24 protein-coding genes and 1 tRNA gene are annotated in these 22,455 nt (G+C 37.0%); 3 read left to right on the plus strand and 22 right to left on the minus strand.

Going from position 1 to position 22,455, the window contains the following annotated elements; all coding sequences use genetic code 11:
- From AMD00_RS19485 to AMD00_RS19515, 7 genes are all read right to left on the minus strand, one after another.
- Positions 1 to 1,185: a phosphoglycerate kinase gene (locus AMD00_RS19485; RefSeq protein WP_053418691.1), complete on the minus strand. Its 1,185-nt coding sequence runs from the start codon at positions 1,183 to 1,185 to the stop codon at positions 1 to 3.
- A 239-nt stretch (positions 1,186 to 1,424) separates the two neighbouring features.
- Complete coding sequence (gap, locus tag AMD00_RS19490; RefSeq protein WP_053418692.1) at positions 1,425 to 2,432, minus strand: type I glyceraldehyde-3-phosphate dehydrogenase; 1,008 nt, start codon at positions 2,430 to 2,432, stop codon at positions 1,425 to 1,427.
- 23 nt (positions 2,433 to 2,455) lie between these two features.
- Positions 2,456 to 3,484, minus strand: coding sequence for a sugar-binding transcriptional regulator (locus AMD00_RS19495; protein WP_053418693.1), 1,029 nt, complete (start codon positions 3,482 to 3,484; stop codon positions 2,456 to 2,458).
- Positions 3,485 to 3,653: 169 nt separating this feature from the next.
- A complete protein-coding gene (locus tag AMD00_RS19500; RefSeq protein WP_053418694.1) occupies positions 3,654 to 3,896 on the minus strand; it encodes a glutaredoxin family protein in 243 nt (80 codons plus the stop codon).
- Between the two features lie 12 nt (positions 3,897 to 3,908).
- On the minus strand, positions 3,909 to 5,183 hold the full coding sequence (gene rpoN, locus AMD00_RS19505) for an RNA polymerase factor sigma-54 (RefSeq protein WP_053418695.1): 1,275 nt from the start codon (positions 5,181 to 5,183) through the stop codon (positions 3,909 to 3,911).
- Between the two features lie 103 nt (positions 5,184 to 5,286).
- Positions 5,287 to 6,084, minus strand: coding sequence for a TPM domain-containing protein (locus AMD00_RS19510; protein WP_053418696.1), 798 nt, complete (start codon positions 6,082 to 6,084; stop codon positions 5,287 to 5,289).
- Entirely contained in the window at positions 6,081 to 6,662 is a 582-nt protein-coding gene (locus AMD00_RS19515) for a LemA family protein (RefSeq protein WP_053418697.1), read from the minus strand. The genes AMD00_RS19510 and AMD00_RS19515 overlap by 4 nt, the downstream gene beginning before the upstream one ends.
- Positions 6,663 to 6,835: 173 nt before the next feature.
- Between AMD00_RS19515 and AMD00_RS19520 the strand changes: the two genes are divergently transcribed.
- The gene (locus tag AMD00_RS19520) at positions 6,836 to 7,456 is read left to right on the plus strand and encodes a spore coat protein (protein WP_390393726.1); all 621 of its coding nucleotides are present in this window, start codon (positions 6,836 to 6,838) and stop codon (positions 7,454 to 7,456) included.
- Positions 7,457 to 7,510: 54 nt separating this feature from the next.
- Here AMD00_RS19520 and AMD00_RS19525 read toward each other — a convergent pair whose 3' ends face one another.
- Positions 7,511 to 9,058, minus strand: a complete 1,548-nt coding sequence (locus tag AMD00_RS19525; protein WP_053418698.1) for a DHA2 family efflux MFS transporter permease subunit — start codon at positions 9,056 to 9,058, stop codon at positions 7,511 to 7,513.
- A gap of 171 nt (positions 9,059 to 9,229) precedes the next feature.
- Here AMD00_RS19525 and AMD00_RS19530 point away from each other — a divergent pair, with 171 nt between their 5' ends.
- Positions 9,230 to 10,138, plus strand: coding sequence for a TetR/AcrR family transcriptional regulator (locus tag AMD00_RS19530; protein WP_053418699.1), 909 nt, complete (start codon positions 9,230 to 9,232; stop codon positions 10,136 to 10,138).
- Positions 10,139 to 10,304: 166 nt separating this feature from the next.
- On the opposite strand, the gene AMD00_RS19535 is transcribed toward AMD00_RS19530, so the two are convergent.
- Positions 10,305 to 10,376: transfer RNA gene (locus tag AMD00_RS19535), tRNA-Arg, on the minus strand.
- A 176-nt stretch (positions 10,377 to 10,552) separates the two neighbouring features.
- Here AMD00_RS19535 and clpP point away from each other — a divergent pair.
- Positions 10,553 to 11,143: an ATP-dependent Clp endopeptidase proteolytic subunit ClpP gene (gene clpP / locus AMD00_RS19540; RefSeq protein ID WP_038188848.1), complete on the plus strand. Its 591-nt coding sequence runs from the start codon at positions 10,553 to 10,555 to the stop codon at positions 11,141 to 11,143.
- Positions 11,144 to 11,202: 59 nt separating this feature from the next.
- Here clpP and AMD00_RS19545 read toward each other — a convergent pair whose 3' ends face one another.
- The 13 genes from AMD00_RS19545 to hisD form a co-directional block, all read right to left on the minus strand.
- The gene (locus AMD00_RS19545; RefSeq protein WP_053418700.1) at positions 11,203 to 11,460 is read right to left on the minus strand and encodes an HPr family phosphocarrier protein; all 258 of its coding nucleotides are present in this window, start codon (positions 11,458 to 11,460) and stop codon (positions 11,203 to 11,205) included.
- A gap of 57 nt (positions 11,461 to 11,517) precedes the next feature.
- Positions 11,518 to 12,465: a DNA-binding protein WhiA gene (whiA, locus tag AMD00_RS19550; protein WP_053418701.1), complete on the minus strand. Its 948-nt coding sequence runs from the start codon at positions 12,463 to 12,465 to the stop codon at positions 11,518 to 11,520.
- Positions 12,466 to 12,508: 43 nt separating this feature from the next.
- On the minus strand, positions 12,509 to 13,489 hold the full coding sequence (locus AMD00_RS19555) for a gluconeogenesis factor YvcK family protein (protein ID WP_053418702.1): 981 nt from the start codon (positions 13,487 to 13,489) through the stop codon (positions 12,509 to 12,511).
- Positions 13,490 to 13,493: 4 nt separating this feature from the next.
- Positions 13,494 to 14,378 (minus strand): RNase adapter RapZ, encoded by an 885-nt coding sequence (rapZ, locus tag AMD00_RS19560; protein WP_053418703.1) that lies wholly within the window; start codon positions 14,376 to 14,378, stop codon positions 13,494 to 13,496.
- Entirely contained in the window at positions 14,371 to 14,853 is a 483-nt protein-coding gene (locus tag AMD00_RS19565; protein WP_053418704.1) for an NUDIX domain-containing protein, read from the minus strand. Before AMD00_RS19565 ends, rapZ begins: the two co-directional genes overlap by 8 nt.
- A gap of 295 nt (positions 14,854 to 15,148) precedes the next feature.
- Complete coding sequence (trxB, locus tag AMD00_RS19570) at positions 15,149 to 16,093, minus strand: thioredoxin-disulfide reductase (protein WP_053418705.1); 945 nt, start codon at positions 16,091 to 16,093, stop codon at positions 15,149 to 15,151.
- Between the two features lie 102 nt (positions 16,094 to 16,195).
- Positions 16,196 to 17,722, minus strand: coding sequence for a tetratricopeptide repeat protein (locus tag AMD00_RS19575; RefSeq protein WP_053418706.1), 1,527 nt, complete (start codon positions 17,720 to 17,722; stop codon positions 16,196 to 16,198).
- Positions 17,723 to 17,796: 74 nt separating this feature from the next.
- Positions 17,797 to 18,417 carry a bifunctional phosphoribosyl-AMP cyclohydrolase/phosphoribosyl-ATP diphosphatase HisIE gene (hisIE, locus tag AMD00_RS19580; protein WP_053418707.1) on the minus strand — a complete coding sequence of 207 codons (621 nt, stop codon included), beginning with the start codon at positions 18,415 to 18,417 and terminating at the stop codon, positions 17,797 to 17,799.
- A complete protein-coding gene (gene hisF, locus AMD00_RS19585) occupies positions 18,414 to 19,172 on the minus strand; it encodes an imidazole glycerol phosphate synthase subunit HisF (RefSeq protein WP_053418708.1) in 759 nt (252 codons plus the stop codon). Before hisF ends, hisIE begins: the two co-directional genes overlap by 4 nt.
- The gene (gene hisA, locus AMD00_RS19590; RefSeq protein ID WP_053418709.1) at positions 19,172 to 19,909 is read right to left on the minus strand and encodes a 1-(5-phosphoribosyl)-5-[(5-phosphoribosylamino)methylideneamino]imidazole-4-carboxamide isomerase; all 738 of its coding nucleotides are present in this window, start codon (positions 19,907 to 19,909) and stop codon (positions 19,172 to 19,174) included. The genes hisF and hisA overlap by 1 nt, the downstream gene beginning before the upstream one ends.
- A complete protein-coding gene (gene hisH, locus AMD00_RS19595; RefSeq protein ID WP_053418710.1) occupies positions 19,909 to 20,559 on the minus strand; it encodes an imidazole glycerol phosphate synthase subunit HisH in 651 nt (216 codons plus the stop codon). Before hisH ends, hisA begins: the two co-directional genes overlap by 1 nt.
- Positions 20,556 to 21,158 carry an imidazoleglycerol-phosphate dehydratase HisB gene (hisB, locus tag AMD00_RS19600; RefSeq protein ID WP_053418711.1) on the minus strand — a complete coding sequence of 201 codons (603 nt, stop codon included), beginning with the start codon at positions 21,156 to 21,158 and terminating at the stop codon, positions 20,556 to 20,558. The genes hisH and hisB overlap by 4 nt, the downstream gene beginning before the upstream one ends.
- Complete coding sequence (hisD, locus tag AMD00_RS19605) at positions 21,145 to 22,440, minus strand: histidinol dehydrogenase (RefSeq protein WP_053418712.1); 1,296 nt, start codon at positions 22,438 to 22,440, stop codon at positions 21,145 to 21,147. Before hisD ends, hisB begins: the two co-directional genes overlap by 14 nt.
- Between the last annotated feature and the right edge of the window lie 15 nt (positions 22,441 to 22,455).

The following is a 22,455-nucleotide window of genomic DNA, read 5'->3' on the forward strand; positions in this document are numbered from 1 at the left end:
TTATTTATCGTTTAATGCGACAACGCCTGGTAAAGCTTTGCCTTCCATAAATTCTAGTGATGCACCGCCACCTGTTGAGATGTGGTCCATCTTATCTGCTACATGGAATTTTTCCACTGCTGCGGCTGAATCTCCACCACCAATAATAGTGTAGGCATCAGTTTCAGCCATAGCTTGAGCAACACCTTTTGTTCCGTTCGCAAAAGCATCCATTTCAAAGACACCCATCGGTCCATTCCAAATAACTAACTTAGAGTTTTTAATGACATCTGCATAATTTGCAGTTGTTTTAGGACCAATATCAAGCCCCATCCAATCAGAAGGGATTTGATCAATATCAACAACTTTTGTGTTTGCGTCTTTAGAGAAGGTATCTGCAACAACTACATCGACAGGCATATGCAATTTCACACCTTTAGCTTGCGCTTTTTCGATGAAAGATTTCGCTAACTCAATTTTATCTTCTTCTAATAAAGATTGTCCGATATCAAAACCTTGTGCTTTAGAGAATGTGTATGATAGACCTCCACCAATAATTAAGTTATCTACTTTCTCTAAAAGGTTTTCGATTACACCAATCTTATCTTTAACTTTAGCTCCACCAATAATAGCAGTGAATGGACGTTCTGGAGTAGATAATGCTTTACCTAATACATCAAGCTCTTTCTCCATTAATAAGCCCGAAACAGCTGGGATGTATTCAGCGATGCCCGCAGTCGTTGCATGTGCACGGTGAGCTGCTCCAAATGCATCATTCACATAAATATCTGCTAATTTAGCAAAGTTTGCTGCAAGGTCAGCATCATTCTTTTCTTCTCCAGCATGGAAACGAACGTTTTCAAGTAATACAACGTCACCATTTTCCATTTCTGCTATTGCTTTTTCTACTGTTTCACCAATTGATTCGTCTAATTTTGTAACAGGTTTTCCTAGCAATTCAGCTAGATGTTTACCAACTGCAGTTAAACGTAACTCTTCTTTCACTTCACCTTTTGGACGTCCAAGATGACTAGCTAAAATTACTTTAGCACCTTTTTCAACTAGGTTAGAAATTGTAGGAAGTGCTGCTCTAATACGAGTGTCGTCGGTGATTTTACCATCTTCCATAGGCACATTAAAATCTACGCGCACAAATACACGTTTTCCGTTTACTTCTACATCATTCATCGTCTTCTTCTGATACATGAAGAGAGCCTCCTCCAATTGTTAAAATTGCTTTTCCAACTATGTGAAACAAGCATCTTATTTATAATTTTTTGATAATACAACAGGCTATTCGACAATACGTTCGAAAATTCATTCCAATAGTACTAGTAGGCAAACGCTTACTCTTTTAGGAACAAAAGAAGGAGAAGAGTAACCCCTTCTCCTTTTACCCTAATACATTATAAACTCTCGGGTTCATAAAGGCTACGGTTTTTCTATTACAAACCTTGATCGTACATGTAAAGAGCTAAGTCGATACAACGAGAAGAATATCCTGACTCATTGTCGTACCAAGATAGTACTTTAACTAGGTTATCTTCAAGGACCATTGTTGATAGGCTATCAATTGTTGATGATGCTTTATTACCATTATAATCAATTGAAACTAGTGGTAAATCTGTGAAATTCAAAATACCTTTTAGTTCGTTTTCTGAAGCTTCTTTTAGTGTAGCATTGATTTCTTCTACTGTTACTGATTTATCTAATTCAGCTACTAAGTCTACTAAAGAAACATTAGGAGTTGGTACACGTACTGCCATACCGTCTAATTTGCCTTTTAAGTTAGGTAAAACTTTTGCAACTGCCACTGCAGCACCTGTTGTTGTTGGAATCATTGATTCACCAGCTGCACGTGCACGACGATAATCAGAATGAGGTAAGTCTAAAATGCGTTGGTCATTTGTATATGAGTGGATTGTAGTCATCATTCCACGTTTAATACCAAATTTCTCATCTAATACTTTTGCTAATGGTGCTAAGCAGTTTGTAGTACAAGATGCATTTGAAACAACATCATGCTCTGAAGCATTGTATTCTTTATGGTTTACACCCATAACAAATGTAGGCATATTACCTTTACCTGGTGCAGAAACGATAACTTTTTTAGCACCTGCTTCAAGGTGTTTACTTGCTAATTCTGTTTTAACAAAATGTCCTGTAGATTCGATAACAATATCGACTCCAAGTTCTTTCCAAGGTAAAACTGCTGGATCTTTTTCAGCATAAACACGTACTCTCTTACCATTAACAATTAGGTATTCGCCTTCAGAAGATACTTCTGCATCTAAAATACCGTGTACGGAATCATATTTTAACAGATGAGCTAACATTGCTGCGTCTGTTAAATCGTTTACTGCTACTACCTCAATATTCTCGTGCTGTACTGCATTTCGAAATACTAATCGTCCAATACGTCCAAATCCGTTAATCGCTAATTTTAAAGTCATGTTCTATTCCTCCATTTGTTTAATTACTTAAGTAATTGAATCATTTCTTCTGCTGCTCCTAGATCCGTTATAAGGATAGTTTGCTCAGCAGGATTTTTAATATACGAAAGAATTGCCTTAGCCTTCGAAGTTCCTCCCGCTACTGCTAAAATAGACGGGCATTTATGAACTTGTTCCAGCTGGATACCAACAGTACGAATTCTATGTACTGCGTTACCCGTTTCATCAAAATAATAACCAAAAGCTTCACCGACTGCTCCAAAACTTTGTAATGCTTGTAAATCTTCAGGTGATGAATTTCTGCGAACAGCCATTTCCTCTGCAGAACCGATACCATGTATGACAATATCAGTCTGTTCATATAAATCGATCATTTCTCTCACAATAGGTTCTTGCATCATTGTAGAATAAGCATTTTCACTTAAATATTCCGGTAAATATAACGTGCGATAAGTACCGCCTGTTTTACTTGCAAATACAGATGCAATGGTATTTGCTTGCAACTGCATTTCTTCACCGATGCCACCCCGAGCTGCAATAAACTGTAGTTGTGAAAATTTATTCGATGGAGTTAAACTTTCAGCAATTGCACTGACAGTACTTCCACCAGTGACAGCTACGGTTTTCTTACCATTCGCTAAACGTTCTAGCTCATTTGCAGCTTCCGTCCCCATTAAAGTTTTGACAGAAGGTTCAACATCATTATTGCCAGGTACAATGATTACTTTTTGAATTTTGAATTGTCTTGTGAGTATAGTTTCTAATGATGATATTCCTGACCATTCATGCACGAGAGATTTTAGTTTACTGAGTACATGATGCCCACTATCCGAAATACTCATACCTAAACGACTTGTAAATATTAATCCTTGCTCGTTTAACAAATCAGTTTCCTTACGTACTTCACGCTCAGTTACTGATAATTGCTCAGCTAATGCTCTACGGCCAATCGGACCCATCATCTGAATCGTTTGAAGAAGTCGATATCTGATTTGAAGGATGTCTGACATTTCGGGTAGTAATTTTAATTGTGCCTCCGATAATGTATACATATTATTACTTCCTCCATCAGCGGTGGGTTATTTTCTATCCCACTGGTTATAATTTTGTCCCACATGGGGTAAAAAAATTTATTTCATGCCCATAGTATACAATTGCCTTTCAGAAATCGCAACTAAAAAGTGAATAATAAATTAATTTTTTTAGAAAAAAAGAGGGGAACTACCCCTCGTCAATAGCTAATCCCTCTAATAAAGTCACATAATCAAGTAATCCATATTGAACGATTTCTCCATTCTTTTCAACCACCGGAATCATTAACATAAATTTCTCATGCAGCTCATCATCTGTTTCAATATTAATTTCTTCTATTGTAAATGGAACATCTTCTTGTACTATCTTTAATAGTTCTATCCCTTCTTCACAAAGCCCACAACCCGGACGACTATAATATTTAATGTTCATCTACTCACCTCATTACTCAAACCTTTTTCGTTTCGTCGAAGCAAGTATACCCAATTGCTCCCGGTACTTCGCTATGACACGTCTTGATAATACCAAACCTTGTTGCTCGAGCAAACTTTTTATTGTTTGATCCGATAATGGCTTTGTTTTATCTTCAGCTTGAATTAATTGTTGTAACTGTGTTTTGACACGATCAACAGAAACGTCTTCGTCCTTAATCATCGTTGACCGCTGTGAAAAGAATCTACGTAATGGTAATGTACCCAATGCAGTATGAATATATTTTTCTTTAATTGTCCTACTAATCGTCGACTCATGTAATTCTAACTTTGTAGCTAATTCTGTCATTGTATAAGGAACAATGGCATCATAACCTTTTGAAAAAAATGCTGATTGTTTTTTAACGATTTCTTGAATGACGAGGCGCAGAGTTTCTTTTCTTTGTAATAGTTGCTTATCTATAATACGTACCTGTTCCTTCATTCCATTAATATAAGCAAGTGATTCTTGATCTCCTTGGATTTGCTTAACATACTCTTCATCTAACTCTACAGAAGGAAATGCTTCCTTTGTATATCTAATTAACAATTTACCATTTTCCATAAAAACGTCTGCTTCTGAAATTATATATTCTGTTTTAGGTGTTCTTAAATAATCTATAGGTGACGGATTCAATGTACCAATTGCATCAGCTGCTTGTTGGATTTGTTTTAAAGAATAGTTGGAAACACGCCCTAACTCCTGCCACTTTTTCTCAATAAATAATGTGTAGTAACTAGATAAAATATTGCAAACTACTTCATCCATTTGCCCTTTTTCTGCTTGTAATAATAAACATTGTGACATCGAGCATGCGCCAATGCCAGTTGGTTCACACTGTAATATGTATTGTCTAGCTTGTTTTATAGTCGTAATATTCAGACCAAGCCATTTAGAATATTCTTCATCAGTACTAGTTAAGAAGCCAAAATCATCAAAATCATTAATTAACCAATTGATAGCTTTTTTACATTCTGGAGATAAGGATTCGTTTAATAACTGATCCATAATAGAACTTTGAATTGAATCCGATTCTGCTGATGCAGTCCATTCAACCCAATCTTTAGCCTGGTGATTCTTTGATGATTTTACTTTTATTTTTAAAAAGGGATTTTCAACTTGTTTTTCTTGTAGAAATGCGTGCAGTTCTTCAGAAGAATATTGCAGTAAATCTAATGATTGCCGCATTTCCTGCGTTAGTGCTAGCTTTTGAATTTGCGTTTGCGTTTGCTCAAAACGAAATGACATTTCTTCACACCCCCACCTCAATTATAAAGTTTATGCGATGACCATGCCAATCCAAAACTCATATAAAAAAAATGGTTCCGCATGTTTTGCGAAACCACTTCATCTACCATTTACGCCCTGCTCCCCCTCCAGCTGATGAACCTCCACCTCCGTTGAATCCTCCAAAACTTCTGCCACTAGATCTACCAGGACCACCAGAATTAAAACTTCCCCAGCCACCATAATCATATATACGTCTTCGGCGACCTCGTGAACCACCAGATCCACCTCCGCCTTTTGAAAAAATACTATATATGATCAAAAAAAGGATAACGATGATGATTATCGATAGTGGCGATAAGCCCTCTTCTTCAGGCTTTACGGGTTTATCTACTGTCCCATCCCAGTTATATTCCTCTGCAACGATATTATATATAAGTTTATATGCAGAACTAAAAGCGGCATCATAATTTCCAACTTTTAAATTTGGCACCATATATTCATCTAAAATCCGACCAATTTTAGCGTCAGGTAATGCGCCTTCCAGACCTTGACCAACAGTAATATGTAAATCTCGATCACCTTCAGCGTCACCAAAGCTTGCTAATATAAGCACGCCATTATTCTTTTCCTTGCTACCAATTCCCCATGCACGCACGATTTTTGTACCATAAGATGCAGCATCCAAACCATCTAAAGTATCTACAGTTAGAATATAAATTTGTGCACCGGTTGCAATCTCTAAATTTTTGGATAGCTCATTCAATTCTTCTTTTGTGTCTTTTGATACAACATTTGCGAAATCCTGCACATAACCTTCTTGCTCAGGCTTCGGTAAAGTTGCGGCTTGAGTCGTTGCAGAAGTTATAAAAAAGAACACCCCAGTAAATAATATACCTAGTACAAGAGTGATTTTTTTCATTTTGAATCATTTCCGCCAAAATCTACTGTTGGAGCATCTTTGGCATTAGGATTTGCTTTAAAATATTCTTTTTTCTCAAAATTGAACATTCCAGCAATAAGGTTCCCTGGAAATGCTCTTCTTAATTTATTATAACTATTTACTTCTTCATTATAATCTTCACGCGCGACAGCAATACGATTTTCCGTTCCAGAAAGTTCATCCATCAGTTGGCGGAAATTCGCATCTGCTTTTAAATCTGGATACTTTTCTACAACAACTAATAATCGATTTAACGCACCAGTTAATTGATCATTTGCAATCGCTTGATCTTGCGGAGTATTCGCCCCAGCTAATTTCGATCGAGATTCTGCGATGTCCGTCATAATTTCCTTTTCATGATTTGCATATCCTTTAACTGTATTCACTAAATTAGGTATTAAATCCAAACGTCTTTGTAATTGATTTTCAATTTGAGCATACTTCGAATCCACTTGCTCATCCGCATTCACTAGTTTGTTATAGCGCGGTACAATCATCATCGCTAAAACACCAATAATTACGACTATTATTATTAAAGGTGTGACCAACTTTTTCAAATGAATAACCTCCTCATTTTTTAATTATTCTTCCCTTACTTCCTTATGAAAAAACATACGACTTATTATACGCTTCAAACATTTGGAAGTTTCATTTTCACCGTATAATGCTTTGCAATAACTCCATACTACAATTGCGGTAAAAACGCTATTTCATTAAGGAGGCCAAACAATTGACTAATAACCAATTTGGACAAACTGAATCCGGTGATATGTATAAACCACAATCGGCGATGATGAATCATGGTGGCCATGAAGTTTTAGATATGCACGAAACATTATCTGAAACAGTTGCTATGCTTAATCACGCTGTACTTTTGCGTCCACATGTACAAGACCCAGAATTACTGGATATTTTAGACCGCCAGTACAACTTCAGCCTAGATGAGTACAATATTACAGTTGAGTCATTTAGAGGAGGACGTGATCCATCACATCCGACAGGTAGCTATAAGATGAAACTTAACCATGATTTCATCTACGGGTTAGAACCATCTCAGCCAAAAAAGCCAATGTCCAATGCTTCTGAGCTGAATGACGAAATGATTTCAGGTTACTTACTAGGTGGGCATAAACAACTCGCTTCATGTAAGGCAACAACTGCCCTCGAAACAACTAACCCAGTCACAAGACGTGTGCTAGCCGATTCAATACCGAACTGTATCGAAATGGCTTACGAATTATCTCTGTATCAAAACAAACATAAATATTATCAAGTTCCACAATTAGATGGAAAAGATATGCAAGAGTTATTGAATGCTTTTGCCCCCGCTCCAAATTCCCGCCTACAATAATAAAAAAGCCCAGTTATGACTTTACGTCATGACCTGGGCTTTTTCTTTTGTTAATTATGCTTTAACTTCTTTTTTTTGTTCTTGAGTTTGAGTGTTTTCAGTTGGTTTCATTGATTTTCCATCAACCTTAACACGTTTAACGAATAGTGCTAATATAAACGCAACTATCGTAATACACATCGCTACAAAGAATGAGAAGTTAATACCATCAATCAACGCTTGTTGACCAACTTGAGCTTTCATTTGAGCAATTTCTGCTGCACTTGGTACATTACCAGATTGCGCAGCTGAAGCCATTTTTTCTTTCATTTCTAAACCTATCTCTTTTGCACGAGTTGCTGTATGCTTTGTCATAATTGTGATCAATACAGCTGAACCAATCGCGCCAGAAACTTGTTGTAGCGTATTATTCATGGCAGTACCATGTGGATTCATCTTCATTGGTAATTGGTTTAAACCATTTGTCATAATCGGCATCATTACCATAGACATACCGAACATACGAATTGTATATGCAAACATTAAGTAACCATAGCTCGTATCAGCAGTTAATTTTGTTAACTCATATGTTGCAAGCGTAGTAATTGTTAACCCAGTAAGAGCCAATGCTTTAGGTCCAAATTTATCAAATAACTTACCTGTAATTGGTGACATAATCCCCATCACAAGTGCACCTGGTAGCATTAATAATCCAGCATCTAACGGCGAAATACCACGGACTGTTTGCACATAAATTGGTGTAATAATCATACCCGAGAACATTGCCATAGAAACAACGATTGAAATCGCTGAAGATAGCGCAAACATCGGGTGTTTGTAGATTCTAACATCTAGTAAAGGTTGTTCTAAGAATAGCTGTCTAATAACAAATGCAGCAACCCCTAAGACACCGACAATAATTGTACCGTAAACGATTGGACTATCCCAACCTTTATCTCCAGCTGAACTGAAGCCATAAAGTAAAGAACCAAATCCAATTGTAGACAAGATTAATGAAAAGACATCTAGACTTACTTTTCTTGTTTCCATTACATTGCCTAGTTTAAAGATTGCTAGCAATAATACAAGAATTGCGAAAGGCAAGATGATTTCAAATAACATACGCCAATCATAGTGCTCTACAATCCAACCTGATAATGTTGGTCCGATAGCTGGAGCAGAAATCATTACTAGACCGAAGATCCCCATAACAGATCCACGTTTTTCAATTGGGAAGCTTGTTAACATAACGTTCATTAATAATGGTCCTAATACCGCTGCACCTGCTGCTTGGATCATACGAGCTGCAATAAGTACCCAGAACTCTGGAGCGAATATAGCTAACGCTGTACCTATAGAAAACAACGTCATTGATGTAATAAATAAATGACGGTTTTTAAATCGAGTGATAAAGAAAGCACTTGCTGGAACTAGAATACCTCCGACAAGCATATAACCAGTTGATAACCATTGAACTTGAGAAGCCGCTACATCAAACTCCTTCATTATCGTTGGTAATGCCACATTTAATAATGTGTTGTTAAGAAAAGAAACAAAAGCACCTATAAACAAGATTACTATCATTGCGTAAGGCGGCTTTTTCTGTAATTCGTTACTATTCATATTTTATCCTCTCTACTTTCATTATATTTCGTATATAGAAGTTTACTTGATTCATTTTATACTCATGGTACAACTTTTTCAACTAAAAAATTTTGTCATTTTATAAACATTGATATTAAAGCGTTTCCAAGTTAGAATGATAGTACACTAATCGAAAATACAGGTGAATTTATGAACAATCGTAAACGTCAAGTTATCGTTGCCTCTCAAAAGCTCTTCGTCGAAAAAGGTTTTCAAAATACTTCCATCCAAGACATTCTAGATGAATCGCATATTTCTAAAGGCACTTTTTATAATTATTTTGCTTCAAAAAACGAATGCTTAATCGCCATAATAGCAAAGGGTCGCGAGGAAGCCGATGTTCGCAAGCATGAGATGCTTATAGGACAGGATCCAAAAGATAAAAACATTTTAGCTAAGCAAATTGCTGTATTGATGCAAATAAACCGTGATCAAAATTTAATCCCCATCTTTGAATCGATTTTCCATTCAGGTGACCCGGAACTTAAAGAAGTAGTAATGCGATTTCATCTTAACGAATTAAATTGGCTCGCAAAACGAATTGTCGATATTTACGGAGAAGAATCAAAGCCACACTGTTATGATGCTGCCATCCTAACTTTCGGTATGATACAACACATGCTACATATTTGGAAAATTACTCGTGAAGATTCTCTTGACCCAGTACTGATTGTAAAATACGTCATTCAACAACTAGACGCCATTTTACCTGCTCAAATTGAGAAAGGTGAACATTTCCTTGGCTGTGATTTAGCAAAGTACTTACATGAGAATTTCAAACATAAATATGTAACGAAAGAATATTTAGTTGAACAGCTAAATGGATTTTCAGAAGGTCTTATCGAAGATGATTTACAAGCTGGTAAAGAATATACAGCCTGCCTTATTAAATCATTACGGGAAGAAACCATCCCATACTATATAATTGAAGCAATTGTATTACCCTTTAACACTAGCTTTAAAGGTACTAAACATGCTGCAGAAGCCCAAGAAATTGCAAATCTTATATGGCTATTTATAAAACAAAATAACAACCTAAACATTTTAAATAGTAATTAGTCGGACACAAAAAGTCGCTTTCCAATATAAAAGCGACTTTTAATTTCTATATTACAGTTTATTATTCTATTGATTTGGGCATATTATCATTACAGGAGCCCATCATACAAAAACATCTAGGTCGCTATTTAAATAACGACCTAGATGTTTGAAGTGCAGTTATATACGCCCTCGGAGGGAATCGAACCCCCAGCCTAAGAACCGGAATCTTATGTGTTATCCATTACACTACGAGGGCAATTCATCAATTGCGACTTTTCTATTATACAAAGGAAACCAAAACAATTCAACCATAGGAATTTTGATTCGAATCATTTGACCTTCCTTGACCATAATGTGTATGATAAAGATACAATAGAAGCAAATTGCTTTTATACAGGAAAATTGAATTTACCTTTTGAGGAGGATATTCTTATGAACTTAATCCCTACAGTTATTGAACAAACAAACCGCGGTGAACGTGCTTATGACATTTACTCACGCTTATTGAAAGACCGTATTATTATGTTAGGTAGCGCTATCGATGACAACGTTGCAAACGCTATTGTTGCTCAACTTTTATTCCTAGAAGCTGAAGATCCAGAGAAAGATATCTCTATATACATTAACAGCCCTGGTGGTAGCATTACAGCTGGTATGGCAATCTACGATACTATGCAATTCATCAAACCAAATGTACAAACAATTTGTATCGGTATGGCTGCATCTATGGGTGCTTTCTTACTTGCTGCTGGTGAAAAAGGCAAACGCTTTGCATTACCGAATGCTGAAGTTATGATTCACCAACCACTTGGTGGTGCACAAGGTCAAGCGACTGAAATTGAAATTGCTGCAAAACGCATTTTATTCCTTCGCGAAAAACTAAACAGTATTTTATCTGAACGTACAGGTCAACCAATCGAAGTTATAGCAAAAGACACAGATCGTGATAACTTTATGACAGCTGAGCGTGCAAAAGAATATGGTTTAATCGATCAAATTTTTGAACGTAACGAAATTAAATAAACATCTAAAAAACCGCTATTCTCGCAAGATGAGAATAGCGGTTTTTATATTTTATTCATTTAATCCTCAGATTGAATTAGTTTTACTAGGCCTTCCAATGCAAGTGCTTCATCGGCACCATCTGCAGTTAAAATAACTGTAGATCCTTTTGCAACAGCCAAACTCATAATACCCATAATACTTTTAGCATTTACTTTTTTATTATCTTTCGTTAAAAACACATCCGCAGAGTAGCGATTTGCTTCTTGCACGAACAAAGCTGCCTGTCTTGCTTGTAATCCTGATTTAAGTTTTACTTCTACTTGTTGTTCTGCCATTCGTTTTACTCCTCCTATAATTACTTACATATTCATTATTCGTCAATCTTCATTCCATTAAAGCTTTACCGCTTCGCCTCGACGCAATGATTCAGCAATATCATCAATTTTACGTAGACGATGATTAACACCTGACTTACTAACAGTACCTGCTGATACCATTTCACCAAGTTCTTTTAATGTCACTTCTTGATATTCCACACGTAATCGAGCAATCTCTCTAAGCTTCTCAGGTAGTTGATCAATCCCAATACTATGATCGATATATCGGATATTTTCTACTTGGCGAACAGCTGCTCCAATCGTTTTGTTTAAATTGGCCGTTTCACAGTTTACAAGTCGATTCACGCTATTTCTCATATCACGTACAATACGCACATCTTCAAATTTCATCATGGCTTGATGTGCACCTACTAAACTTAAAAAGTCTGAAATTTTTTCAGCTTCTTTTAAGTATGTGACAAATCCTTTTTTTCTTTCGATTGTTTTAGCATTTAAATCAAAATTATTCATTAAATCGGCCAGTGCCTCACCATGCTCTTTATATAACGAATAGACTTCTAAATGATACGCAGAAGTTTCCGGATTATTGACAGAGCCACCAGCTAAAAATGCGCCTCTTAAATATGAACGCTTACTACTTGTTGTATCGACTAAAGCGTCTGCAATTGTATGATTGAACAAAAAGTTTCCAGAGACAATTTCTAAATCCTCCAAAATTTCTTTTGATCCTTCTCTCACACGGCAGATATAAACATTATTCTTCTTTAAACGCATTTTCTTTCGCACAAGAAGCTCAACTCTATAACTATAAAACCTCTTCATTACTGTATAGATTCTTCGTGCGATTGCTGCATTTTCAGTTTGAATATCAAGACTAAGTTGACGGTTTGCAAATGACAGAGAGCCATTCATTCTGATGAGGGCAGATAATTCTGCTTTTAAGCTGGTATCGCCTGCTTCAACTTGCGTTAATTCTTTTTTTGTTTCTGAAGCAAATGACATATTAATCCCCCTCTCTATCATAATTTATATAAAATAACGGATTTTATATCATTTTTATGTCACTGTTAAAAGAATGGGCATACTCTACTAACCATTCAGCAACTTTTGAGGCTTCATGACGCACAACGCCATCATGAGTTGTAGCAATTTCTTTTTTCACTACTTGTATACCCATTTTTTCTAATACTCCAACATCAAAAAAAACTGGCTCTGCTTCTTCTTCTTTATAAGCTGCTCTTACAGATGCTGGTACCTCTTCTTTATTAATTAATATAGTTTCGATAAAAGGTTGCCCTACATGATCATATAGTGCTTTTACATGGTCTGATGCTGCAAAGTTTTGCGTTTCTCCTGCTTGCGTCATGAGATTGCATATATACACTTTCTTCCCTTTAGCACTAATAATGGCCTCTTGAATATCATCTACTAACAGATTCGGTAAAATACTCGTATATAAACTTCCAGGTCCTATAATAATAATATCCGCTTTTTTGATCGCGCTTACAGATTCTGGTAGCGGTTTCACATCCTCAGGCGATAAAAAAATTCGTTTGATGCCTGTATTGAATGTTGGAATTTTAGATTCACCTTTAACAATTGTACCATCAATTAGCTCAGCAAAAAGGGTAATTCTTTGATTTGCTGCTGGTAATACTTTACCGTGCACATTTAAGACACGACTCATTTCTCGAATTGCATGCGAAAAATCACCAGTAATCTCAGTTAATGCCGTTAACATCAAGTTGCCTAGTGAATGACCCCTTAAATCTTCAGATGCTGAAAATCGATATTGGAACATTTCTTCTACCAGAGGTTCGACTTCAGATAGTGCAGCGATGACATTTCGTACATCACCTGGTGGCGGTATTTCATAGTCATCTCTTAATCTACCCGAGCTTCCCCCATCATCCGCTACCGTCACAATGGCAGTTATATCAATCGGGAACTTTTTCAACCCTCGTAAAAGAGTTGATAATCCAGTTCCTCCACCGAGAATGACGATACGAGTATTTCGTTTCCCCATAGAATTAGCCCTTTCTTTTCGCAATATCGCGATGCGTAATTACCGTTGGCACATCTTTATTCAAATAATCACCAAAATATTCGGCTAATGTAACAGAGCGGTGCTGCCCCCCCGTGCAACCAAATGCAATAATGAGTTGTGTTTTACCCTCTTTTTTATAAAGAGGCACCATAAATTCAAATAAATCCGTTAGTTTTTTTATTAATGTCTGTGCTTCATCATATTTTAGAACATATGATGATACGTCCTTATCTAATCCTGTTTTAGGGCGTAAACTCTCCACATAATAAGGATTCGGTAAAAAACGAACATCAAATACTAAGTCTGCATCAATTGGAAGGCCATGCTTAAATCCGAATGACATAACATTGACTGTAAATCTTCGAGAATTTACACCTGAAAATTGCGCAATAATTCGTTCGCGTAACTCTCGAGGTTTCATACTTGATGTATTATATATAAATTGTGCTTTTTGTTTCACTTCAGCAAGTAATTCTCTTTCATGATGGATCCCTTCTAACGGCAATCCACCAGCAGGTGCAAGTGGGTGTGAGCGGCGTGTTTCTTTATAACGTCTCACTAGTGTTTCATTATCTGCATCTAAGAACAAAATTTTTGTTGCAACTAAATCTTGTTTTTCGATTTGCTCTAATGCATCAATTAATGATGAAAAGAAATCACCACCTCTTAAATCCATCACAGCTGCGATACGAGAAAATTCTTTTTTCGATTCTTTCATTAGAGTTAAGAAAGTTGGTAGTAATGCAGGTGGTAAATTATCGATGCAGTAAAAACCTAAGTCTTCAAAACTTTGGATTACGACCGTTTTTCCTGCTCCGGACATCCCTGTAATAATGATCAATTCGTTAACCGGTTGAGTGCTAGGCATTGATGCCATCTCCTTCAGTTGAAATTTGAATTGTTTCATTTAATAGTTCGAAATCTTCTGTATAAGTAAAAGTACCGTATTGCATGCCTTTTTCGTTTACGGCAAACAATAAATTAGTACGATCTCCTTCAGCCATCGGTAAATGGTGCAAGCTTTCAATTGGATGCCATTCCAGGACACCTTCAACTGTATCTTCATAAGGTGTACCTTCTAAGCCATCTGCAACAAATGTAAAGAGCATCCACTCATTTACAATATCTTGATCGTTTTTTATCACCATTGTATATATACCTTTTAAGTGTGGGTTTAAAGGGATTGTCCCCGTTTCTTCCCTAAATTCCCGGTTAGCAGCTGTAAAAATAGACTCCCCACTCTCTATTTTACCACCCGGCGCAACATACCAGCCTCGTCGTGGTTTTTTTAGTAAAAGAACTTTGTTATCTTTTCTAACAATCAAATTTGCTATTCTCTGCACACACGACACTCCAAATCATTGTAAACTTATAATCATTATTATACATTGTTACACCATTAGCGTACAAAAATATGAACGAAAGGACAGTGATTTCACATGTTTTCACTATTCTAGTCCTTTTCCAAGAAACTATATAACCTCTATATAAAAAAAGAGGCTGCTTCTAACGGCAAATTACCGCGAAACAGCCTTACCAATATATCTATCTTAATAGGGGGTTATTGCACTTATAACTATACCTTTATTATATTGCAAATGAGTTACAGCTATGTTAAGAAGACGTTAAAATCAGCAATTAATTACTAATTTTTTCTTTTAACATTTCAACATAATGTTGAACTGCTTGAGCTGCGATACTACCATCACCAGTTGCCGTTACGATTTGACGTAACGTTTTTTCACGAACGTCACCAGCAGCGAAGATACCTGGAATAGATGTTTCCATTTCTTCATTTGTTGGGATATATCCAGCTTCATTTAAGATACCTAGACCCTCAAATGGTTTTGTTAATGGTAACATACCGATATAAACGAATACACCATCAGCAGCAAATTCTTGTTCTGTACCATCAACCGTAGAAACAAGTGTTACACTACCTACTTTTCCATTTTCTTCGTTCACTTGTTTAACAGTGTTATTCCAAATAAAATCAATTTTATCGTTAGCAAATGCACGATCTTGAATGATTTTTTGAGCACGTAGTTTATCACGACGGTGAACGATAGTTACTTTTTCCGCAAAGCGAGTTAAGTAAATTCCTTCTTCAACAGCAGAGTCTCCACCACCAACAACAACTAGGTTTTTATTTTTGAAGAATGCCCCGTCACAAACTGCACAATAACTTACGCCACGTCCACCAAGCTCTTTTTCACCAGGTACGCCCATTTTTTTGTATTCAGCACCAGTTGTAATAATGATGGCACGTGTTTTAAATTCTTTTGATCCTGCTTTAATTGTTTTAAATTCTTCGCCATCGATAATTTCAGTAACATCGCCATAAGCGTATTCAGCACCGAATTTTTTCGCGTGGTCAAACATTTTAGTAGATAATTCAGGTCCTAAAATAGAATCGAAACCTGGATAGTTTTCAACTTCTTCTGTATTAGCCATTTGTCCACCTGGAATACCGCGTTCTAACATTAATGTAGATAGGTTCGCACGTGAAGTATAAACTGCAGCAGTCATTCCCGCTGGACCTGCACCGATAATAACTACATCATAAATTTTCTCTTCTGACATAACTGTTCCTCCTAGATCTGTATAAAGCATTTCATTATATTCAATATCCATGGTAGAGGATAACTGGTGTAGGTTCAATATTTCTGCTTACTGTTTCGACAATTAAGCATCGAATCCAGGTAAAAAATGTATTAATTCGTTCACATATTTCGTTAAAGTAGTTGTTGTAACCCCATAGGCTTCTGCAACAGACTTTTTAGTAACACTTTTCATACGTGAAGATTTATACATATAATCCGCTGCAGCTACAAGTGCTTTTGGATTCTTGAATTGATAATTTTCATCTAACGCTCTTTCGCATAATACGAACCACATTTGAAATAGAAATGTGTTAGGCATTGAGATAGGCATTGATTGCATATATAAAATATCTGAAGCTTCCATAGCTCTTAGAAACGGTAGAATACTTTTATCCTGAGCATCAAATTCATGCTCAAGTGCATATGCTAGAAATAGCTTTTCCATCGAAGAATATTCATCGACATCTATCCAACCTGGATGTGCAATAATTTCCTGTTTGTGAATTGTTTTACCTAATAAAAACAGACCAAATAATCGATCACTACGGTATTTACTTTCAAGCTTTTCAACGATAAATTCGCGATTTTGCTCAATAGCATTTGGGTTTGTCACACGGCTCTCATGTGCCCATGGCTCAAAGCCTTCTTTATCAGGATCGATTTCAAGTAGTTTTTTCCAAGCACTTTTCCCAACAGCTTTTCTACCTGAGAAATAAGCTGCATGGGATAGCCAAAAGTAAAATCCAGGATCGCCCTCAAATCCACGTTTTTGCAAACTACGTAACCATTTATAAGCTTCTTCATAACGACCAACGAGAGCTAATGTAGCCCCTAATTTATAACGATGGTCAAATGAGTATGGTTGGATTTTCACTAATAACTCAAGTAGCTCTTCCAATTCTTCTTTGTTTTTTTCGTAGTAAGCCATGACCGTTAAATTACAAAGGGCATGTAAATTACCAAAATTCCCTTTTAACACTTGATGCAATAACGCTCTTGCTTGCTCAGCTTCTCCTAGATAAAAATAAGCAAGAGATAGATTATTATAGGCTGCCCAGAAATCTGGGTTATCTTGAATAATCTCTTCAAATTGCTCAATAGCTTCTTTAAAATTTCCCTCTTCCATCATACGGCGAGCTTTTTCTTGTAAATACACAGCTTCTGAATCTTGCGGTTCATCAGATGTTGGTTGCTCTTTCATTTGCTCAGAAAAATCAATTATTTCAAGCGCTTCTTCCGCATAAACACCTTGTTGATCTAACTCTAGATAAAGCTTTGCATATTTCCCCGCTTCATCTGACATGCCTAGATGAGCAGAAACCTCAGCTAAAAACAATACTATTTCCGGTTCATCAGGATCAATAGAATGGGCTTTTCTCAAGAGCTCTAAAGCATGATCATGCTGTTCAAGCTCCATTTTAATGACGCCATATTGCATAAGTATAAGTGAATCTTCAGGGCTAAGTTCTGCTGCTCTTTGTAAGTATTTATGCGCCTTCTCAAACTGCTCTCGATCTAACGCTTGTAATGCTTTATTATAATAAAAATCCCCATTTGGAATAAAAGATACGACATTTTCTCGCGGTTTTAGTTTACGTTTTTTCTCCAAAAAAATTCCTCCGAAAAAAATAAGGAACGTATAGAAACGTCCCTTATACTCTAGTATCCTTCATTATAACATATTTAATGTTGCTCATGGCGCTTTTGAAGCACCCCTAAAACATCAAATACATCCAACTTTTGTTCTTGTAATAGTACCAATAAGTGATAAATTAAATCTGCTGTTTCCCATTTCAACTCTTCGGCTTCGCGGTTTTTTGAAGCTATAACAACCTCTGTTGCTTCTTCACCAACTTTTTTACAAATTTTATCGATTCCTTCATTAAATAGATAAGTTGTATATGCACCCTCTGGCATTTCCTTTTCGCGGTTTTGAATAACACTACGAAGCTCAGTAATAATATCTAAAGAACCTACATTATCTGATTTTTCTTTTATAGTCTCTGTAAAGCAACTTGTCGTACCATTATGACACGCAGGTCCTGCTGGTAAAACTTCTATAACTAATGCATCTTTGTCGCAGTCAGAACGAATAGCTATCACATTTTGTGTGTTACCACTTGTGGCACCTTTATGCCAAAGTTCTTGACGAGAACGGCTATAAAACCACGTTTGACCTGTTGCTAATGTTTTTTCTAAAGATTCTTTGTTCATGTATGCAACAGTTAATACTTCTTTCGTTTGCGCATCTTGTACTACTGTAGTAATCAAACCTTTTTCGTCAAATTGAAGATTTTCTATCATCTCACGAACACTCCCTTTTGTCGCAATTTATTTTTCACTTCTGCGACACTTGTTTCTTTATAGTGAAATATAGAAGCTGCTAGTGCAGCATCAGCATCTACATGTTGTAAAACATCATAAAAGTGATCAGCGTTTCCAGCCCCGCCACTCGCAATAATTGGTACGTTGACAGCTTCACGGATTGCTTTTGTTAACGGTAAATCAAAGCCACTTTTCTCTCCATCTTGATCCATACTTGTGACTAATAATTCTCCTGCTCCAAGCTTTACTGCTTCTTTCGCCCAAGCCACTGCTTGCCAATCCGTTTTGTTACGACCACCATGCGTATATACCATCCACGTATCGTCTTCTTCGCTCCACTTAGCATCGATTGCCACAACGATACATTGTGCTCCAAAGTAATCAGAGCCTTCTTTAATAAGTTCTGGACGTTGCAAAGCAGAAGAATTGACCGATACTTTATCTGCACCCGCACGGAGTAATCGTTTCATATCCTCAAGCGTTCGAATGCCGCCCCCAACAGTAAAAGGAATTGCTAAATTAGAAGCTGCTTGTCTTACAACATCAACCATCGTTTCTCTGCCTTCATGCGAAGCAGAAATATCTAAAAAAACAAGCTCATCTGCGCCTTGTTCATTATAGAACTTAGCAAGCTCTACAGGATCACCAGCATCTCGTAATGAGACGAATTGAACGCCTTTTACAACGCGTCCTTCCTTCACATCAAGACATGGAATAATTCGTTTCGTAAGCATTATTCCGCCTCCTTAAGTGCCTCTGGCAATGTAAATCGACCTGCGTAAAGGGCTTTTCCAATAATCACACCTGCAACTGACGAGTTTTGCGCAGCTTCTTTTACTCGCTGAATATCTACAAGTGAACTAATACCACCGGATACGATGATCTCGGCATTTGTTGCCTCAGCTAATTTTACGTTCGCTGGAATATTCGGACCAGCTAAAGTACCATCTGTTGCAATATCAGTGAAAACAAAATATTTTGCGCCTGCCTTTGCAAAATACTTACCTACTTCAATAGCAGATTTATTAGACGTCTCAAGCCAACCATGCGTCGCTACCATGCCATCTTTTGCATCTAGTCCAATTACTATGCGTTCCGCACCAAATTCGTCTATAAAGCTTGCAACAAGCTCTGGTTCACGAATGGCTAGACTGCCAATAATCACACGATGAACCCCATTTTCAAGATAGAAGCGTACATCCTTCTCAGTACGAATACCCCCACCTATTTGCACTTTTACAGGTAATTCTTTTGCTACGCGAATAACTTCAGTTGCATGTGTACGTTCACCATCTTTAGCACCATCTAAATCGACCATATGTATAAAGCTTGCACCTGCTTCTGCAAAGCTTTTTGCCATTTCAAAAGGAGAATCTGCGTACACTGTTTCTTGTGCGTAATCGCCTTTAAATAAGCGTACGCATTTGCCACCTCTCATATCGATTGCTGGGAAAACTTGAATTGAACTCATTACATAACAACTCCTTTTTTTACACCATCTAACCACAGTCTCAATAGTAGAACACCGAATTCACTTGATTTTTCAGGGTGAAATTGCATACCTGTAATAGAACCTCTTTGCACAATACCTGGCACTAGTTCATTCCCATAATGAGCAAAAGCAACTAATTCCTCTTGATCTATATTAGTTGCGAAGTATGAATGAACAAAATAAACGAAATGATCACCAGTCATTTCATTTTCTTGTAACCATTCTGGATGTTGAGCAAATTGTAGTTCGTTCCATCCCATATGTGGTACTCGATAGGCAATACCATCATCATTAATTCCAGCAAAGCGCTCGATTTCCCCTTTGAAAATCCCTAGTCCTTTGCCACTGCCATTCTCAGTGCTTCTTTGAAATAATAACTGCATACCTAAACAAATACCTAGTAAGGGTTTGTTGCTTATTTCTATCTCATTTATTAATGAATCTAAATTCGTTTCTTGTAGTCGTTTCATAGCATCTTTAAAAGAACCGACCCCAGGTAAAATAAGGGCATCCGTTGCAAATAGCTCTTCTTTGTCAGCAGATACTAAAACTTCATAGCCTAGACGTTTAATAGCCTGTTCAACGCTAAATAAATTCCCCATACCATAATCGATTATGCCTATTCTCATGTTAGCAGCCCCTTAGTTGAAGGTACACCTTTCACACGTGGATCAATCGAAACCGCATCATCAATCGCTCTAGCCAACGCTTTAAATATTGCTTCGATAATATGATGAGCATTGTGTCCATAAGGAACAATGACATGAACATTCATACGAGCCTCTAATGCAAATTTCCATAAAAATTCATGCACTAGCTCCGTATCAAATGTACCAACTTTATCTGTCGGGATATCTACTCGGAATTCTAAGTGTGGACGATTTGAACAATCAATAATAACTTGTGCTAATGCATCATCCATTGGCACAAATGCGTTACCGTAGCGCTTAATACCTTTTTTATCACCTAACGCTTCTTTAATTGCTTGACCTAACACAATCCCTAAATCTTCTGTTGTATGGTGATCATCAATATATGTATCACCATTTGCAGTAATAGAACCGTCAAATAAACCATGTTTCATAAATAGATCTAACATATGGTCCATAAAAGGAACACCCGTTGAAATAGTAGACTTCCCTTCACCATCTAAATTAATTTCTACTGCAATCTGAGTTTCATTTGTTTTTCGTTCGATTTTGGCAAAACGCTTTTTAGTTGCTTCCACTTGATTCGTCTCCTTTTTCCCACCCTCTAGACTCCACTGCTCTGGCATGAGCTTCTAATCCTTCTAATCTGGCAAGTCTAGCTATTTTCGGCGAATTTTGTGCCCAAGTTTCTTTTGTATAATAAACAACGCTTGTTTTTTTTATAAAGTCATCAACATTCAAGCCACTAGCAAACCGAGCTGTACTATTTGTTGGTAACACGTGATTTGTTCCTGCAAAATAATCTCCTACTGGTTCTGAACTATAGCGACCGATAAATATAGCGCCCGCATTACGAATTTGCCCAGCAACAGCTTCAGCATTATCCGTAACAATTTCTAAATGCTCTGGTGCTAATTGATTGATTGCTTGCACTGCTTCAGCAAGCGTTTCAGCTATATAAATACTGCCAAAGTTTTCGATTGCCTTACGTGCAATTGCTTCTCGCGGTAATAATGTTAGTTGATTTTCAACTTCCTCTGCTACTTCTTCAGCTAGTCTTTCACTCGTTGTAACTAAAATCGCACATGCCATAGGGTCATGCTCGGCTTGAGATAATAAGTCTGCTGCAATCTCATCTGCATATGCAGTCTCATCTGCAATAATAGCAATTTCGCTTGGTCCAGCAATCATATCAATGGCTACTTCACCAAACACTTCACGTTTTGCTAACGCAACAAAGATATTACCTGGTCCTGTAATTTTATCAACTGCTTGAATCGATTCTGTACCGTAAGCAAGAGCACCAATTGCCTGTGCACCACCCATTTTATAAATCTCAGTAATCCCTAATATGGATGCAGCAGTTAAAACAGCGGCTGGTAGCTTACCGTCTTTTCCTGGAGGTGATACTAAAACGATGCGCTCAACACCAGCTACTTGTGCTGGAATAACATTCATTAAAACAGATGACGGGTAAGCAGCTGATCCTCCTGGTACATAAAGACCAACAGCCTCTAATGCTGTAATACGTTGCCCTAACCAAGAATCATTTTCTAGATTTAGTCGATAGCCTTGGCGCTTTTGCTTATCATGGTATGCGCGTATATTCAATGCGGCTTCTTTTAAATCTTCTACTAATTGTGCATCCATACTGCTAACTGCTTCGGACACTTCTTCTGGTGACACGCGCAATTCTTTTAGAAAAACACCATCCCATTTAGCACCATACCTTTTGACAGCAACATCACCATTTTGACGAACATTGGCAAGCACTTCCCTAACTGTTTGTAATTGCTCCTCGTTGCCGCTCTCCAATGGGCGGCGTAAGGATATATTATTTGTTAAGTCTTGAATCTTCATCGTTTAAACCTTCTC

This window comes from Viridibacillus arvi (genome assembly GCF_001274945.1).
GTDB lineage: Bacteria > Bacillota > Bacilli > Bacillales_A > Planococcaceae > Viridibacillus > Viridibacillus arvi.

Bases quoted from the DNA above. Each gene is read 5' to 3' on its own strand.
- AMD00_RS19485 (WP_053418691.1), bottom strand. From the start codon at position 1,185: ATGTATCAGAAGAAGACGATGAATGATGTAGAAGTAAACGGAAAACGT.
- gap (WP_053418692.1), bottom strand. From the start codon at position 2,432: ATGACTTTAAAATTAGCGATTAACGGATTTGGACGTATTGGACGATTA.
- AMD00_RS19495 (WP_053418693.1), bottom strand. From the start codon at position 3,484: ATGTATACATTATCGGAGGCACAATTAAAATTACTACCCGAAATGTCA.
- AMD00_RS19500 (WP_053418694.1), bottom strand. From the start codon at position 3,896: ATGAACATTAAATATTATAGTCGTCCGGGTTGTGGGCTTTGTGAAGAA.
- rpoN (WP_053418695.1), bottom strand. From the start codon at position 5,183: ATGTCATTTCGTTTTGAGCAAACGCAAACGCAAATTCAAAAGCTAGCA.
- AMD00_RS19510 (WP_053418696.1), bottom strand. From the start codon at position 6,084: ATGAAAAAAATCACTCTTGTACTAGGTATATTATTTACTGGGGTGTTC.
- AMD00_RS19525 (WP_053418698.1), bottom strand. From the start codon at position 9,058: ATGAATAGTAACGAATTACAGAAAAAGCCGCCTTACGCAATGATAGTA.
- AMD00_RS19530 (WP_053418699.1), top strand. From the start codon at position 9,230: ATGAACAATCGTAAACGTCAAGTTATCGTTGCCTCTCAAAAGCTCTTC.
- clpP (WP_038188848.1), top strand. From the start codon at position 10,553: ATGAACTTAATCCCTACAGTTATTGAACAAACAAACCGCGGTGAACGT.
- AMD00_RS19545 (WP_053418700.1), bottom strand. From the start codon at position 11,460: ATGGCAGAACAACAAGTAGAAGTAAAACTTAAATCAGGATTACAAGCA.
- whiA (WP_053418701.1), bottom strand. From the start codon at position 12,465: ATGTCATTTGCTTCAGAAACAAAAAAAGAATTAACGCAAGTTGAAGCA.
- AMD00_RS19555 (WP_053418702.1), bottom strand. From the start codon at position 13,489: ATGGGGAAACGAAATACTCGTATCGTCATTCTCGGTGGAGGAACTGGA.
- rapZ (WP_053418703.1), bottom strand. From the start codon at position 14,378: ATGCCTAGCACTCAACCGGTTAACGAATTGATCATTATTACAGGGATG.
- trxB (WP_053418705.1), bottom strand. From the start codon at position 16,093: ATGTCAGAAGAGAAAATTTATGATGTAGTTATTATCGGTGCAGGTCCA.
- hisIE (WP_053418707.1), bottom strand. From the start codon at position 18,417: ATGATAGAAAATCTTCAATTTGACGAAAAAGGTTTGATTACTACAGTA.
- hisF (WP_053418708.1), bottom strand. From the start codon at position 19,172: ATGCTTACGAAACGAATTATTCCATGTCTTGATGTGAAGGAAGGACGC.
- hisA (WP_053418709.1), bottom strand. From the start codon at position 19,909: ATGAGTTCAATTCAAGTTTTCCCAGCAATCGATATGAGAGGTGGCAAA.
- hisH (WP_053418710.1), bottom strand. From the start codon at position 20,559: ATGAGAATAGGCATAATCGATTATGGTATGGGGAATTTATTTAGCGTT.
- hisD (WP_053418712.1), bottom strand. From the start codon at position 22,440: ATGAAGATTCAAGACTTAACAAATAATATATCCTTACGCCGCCCATTG.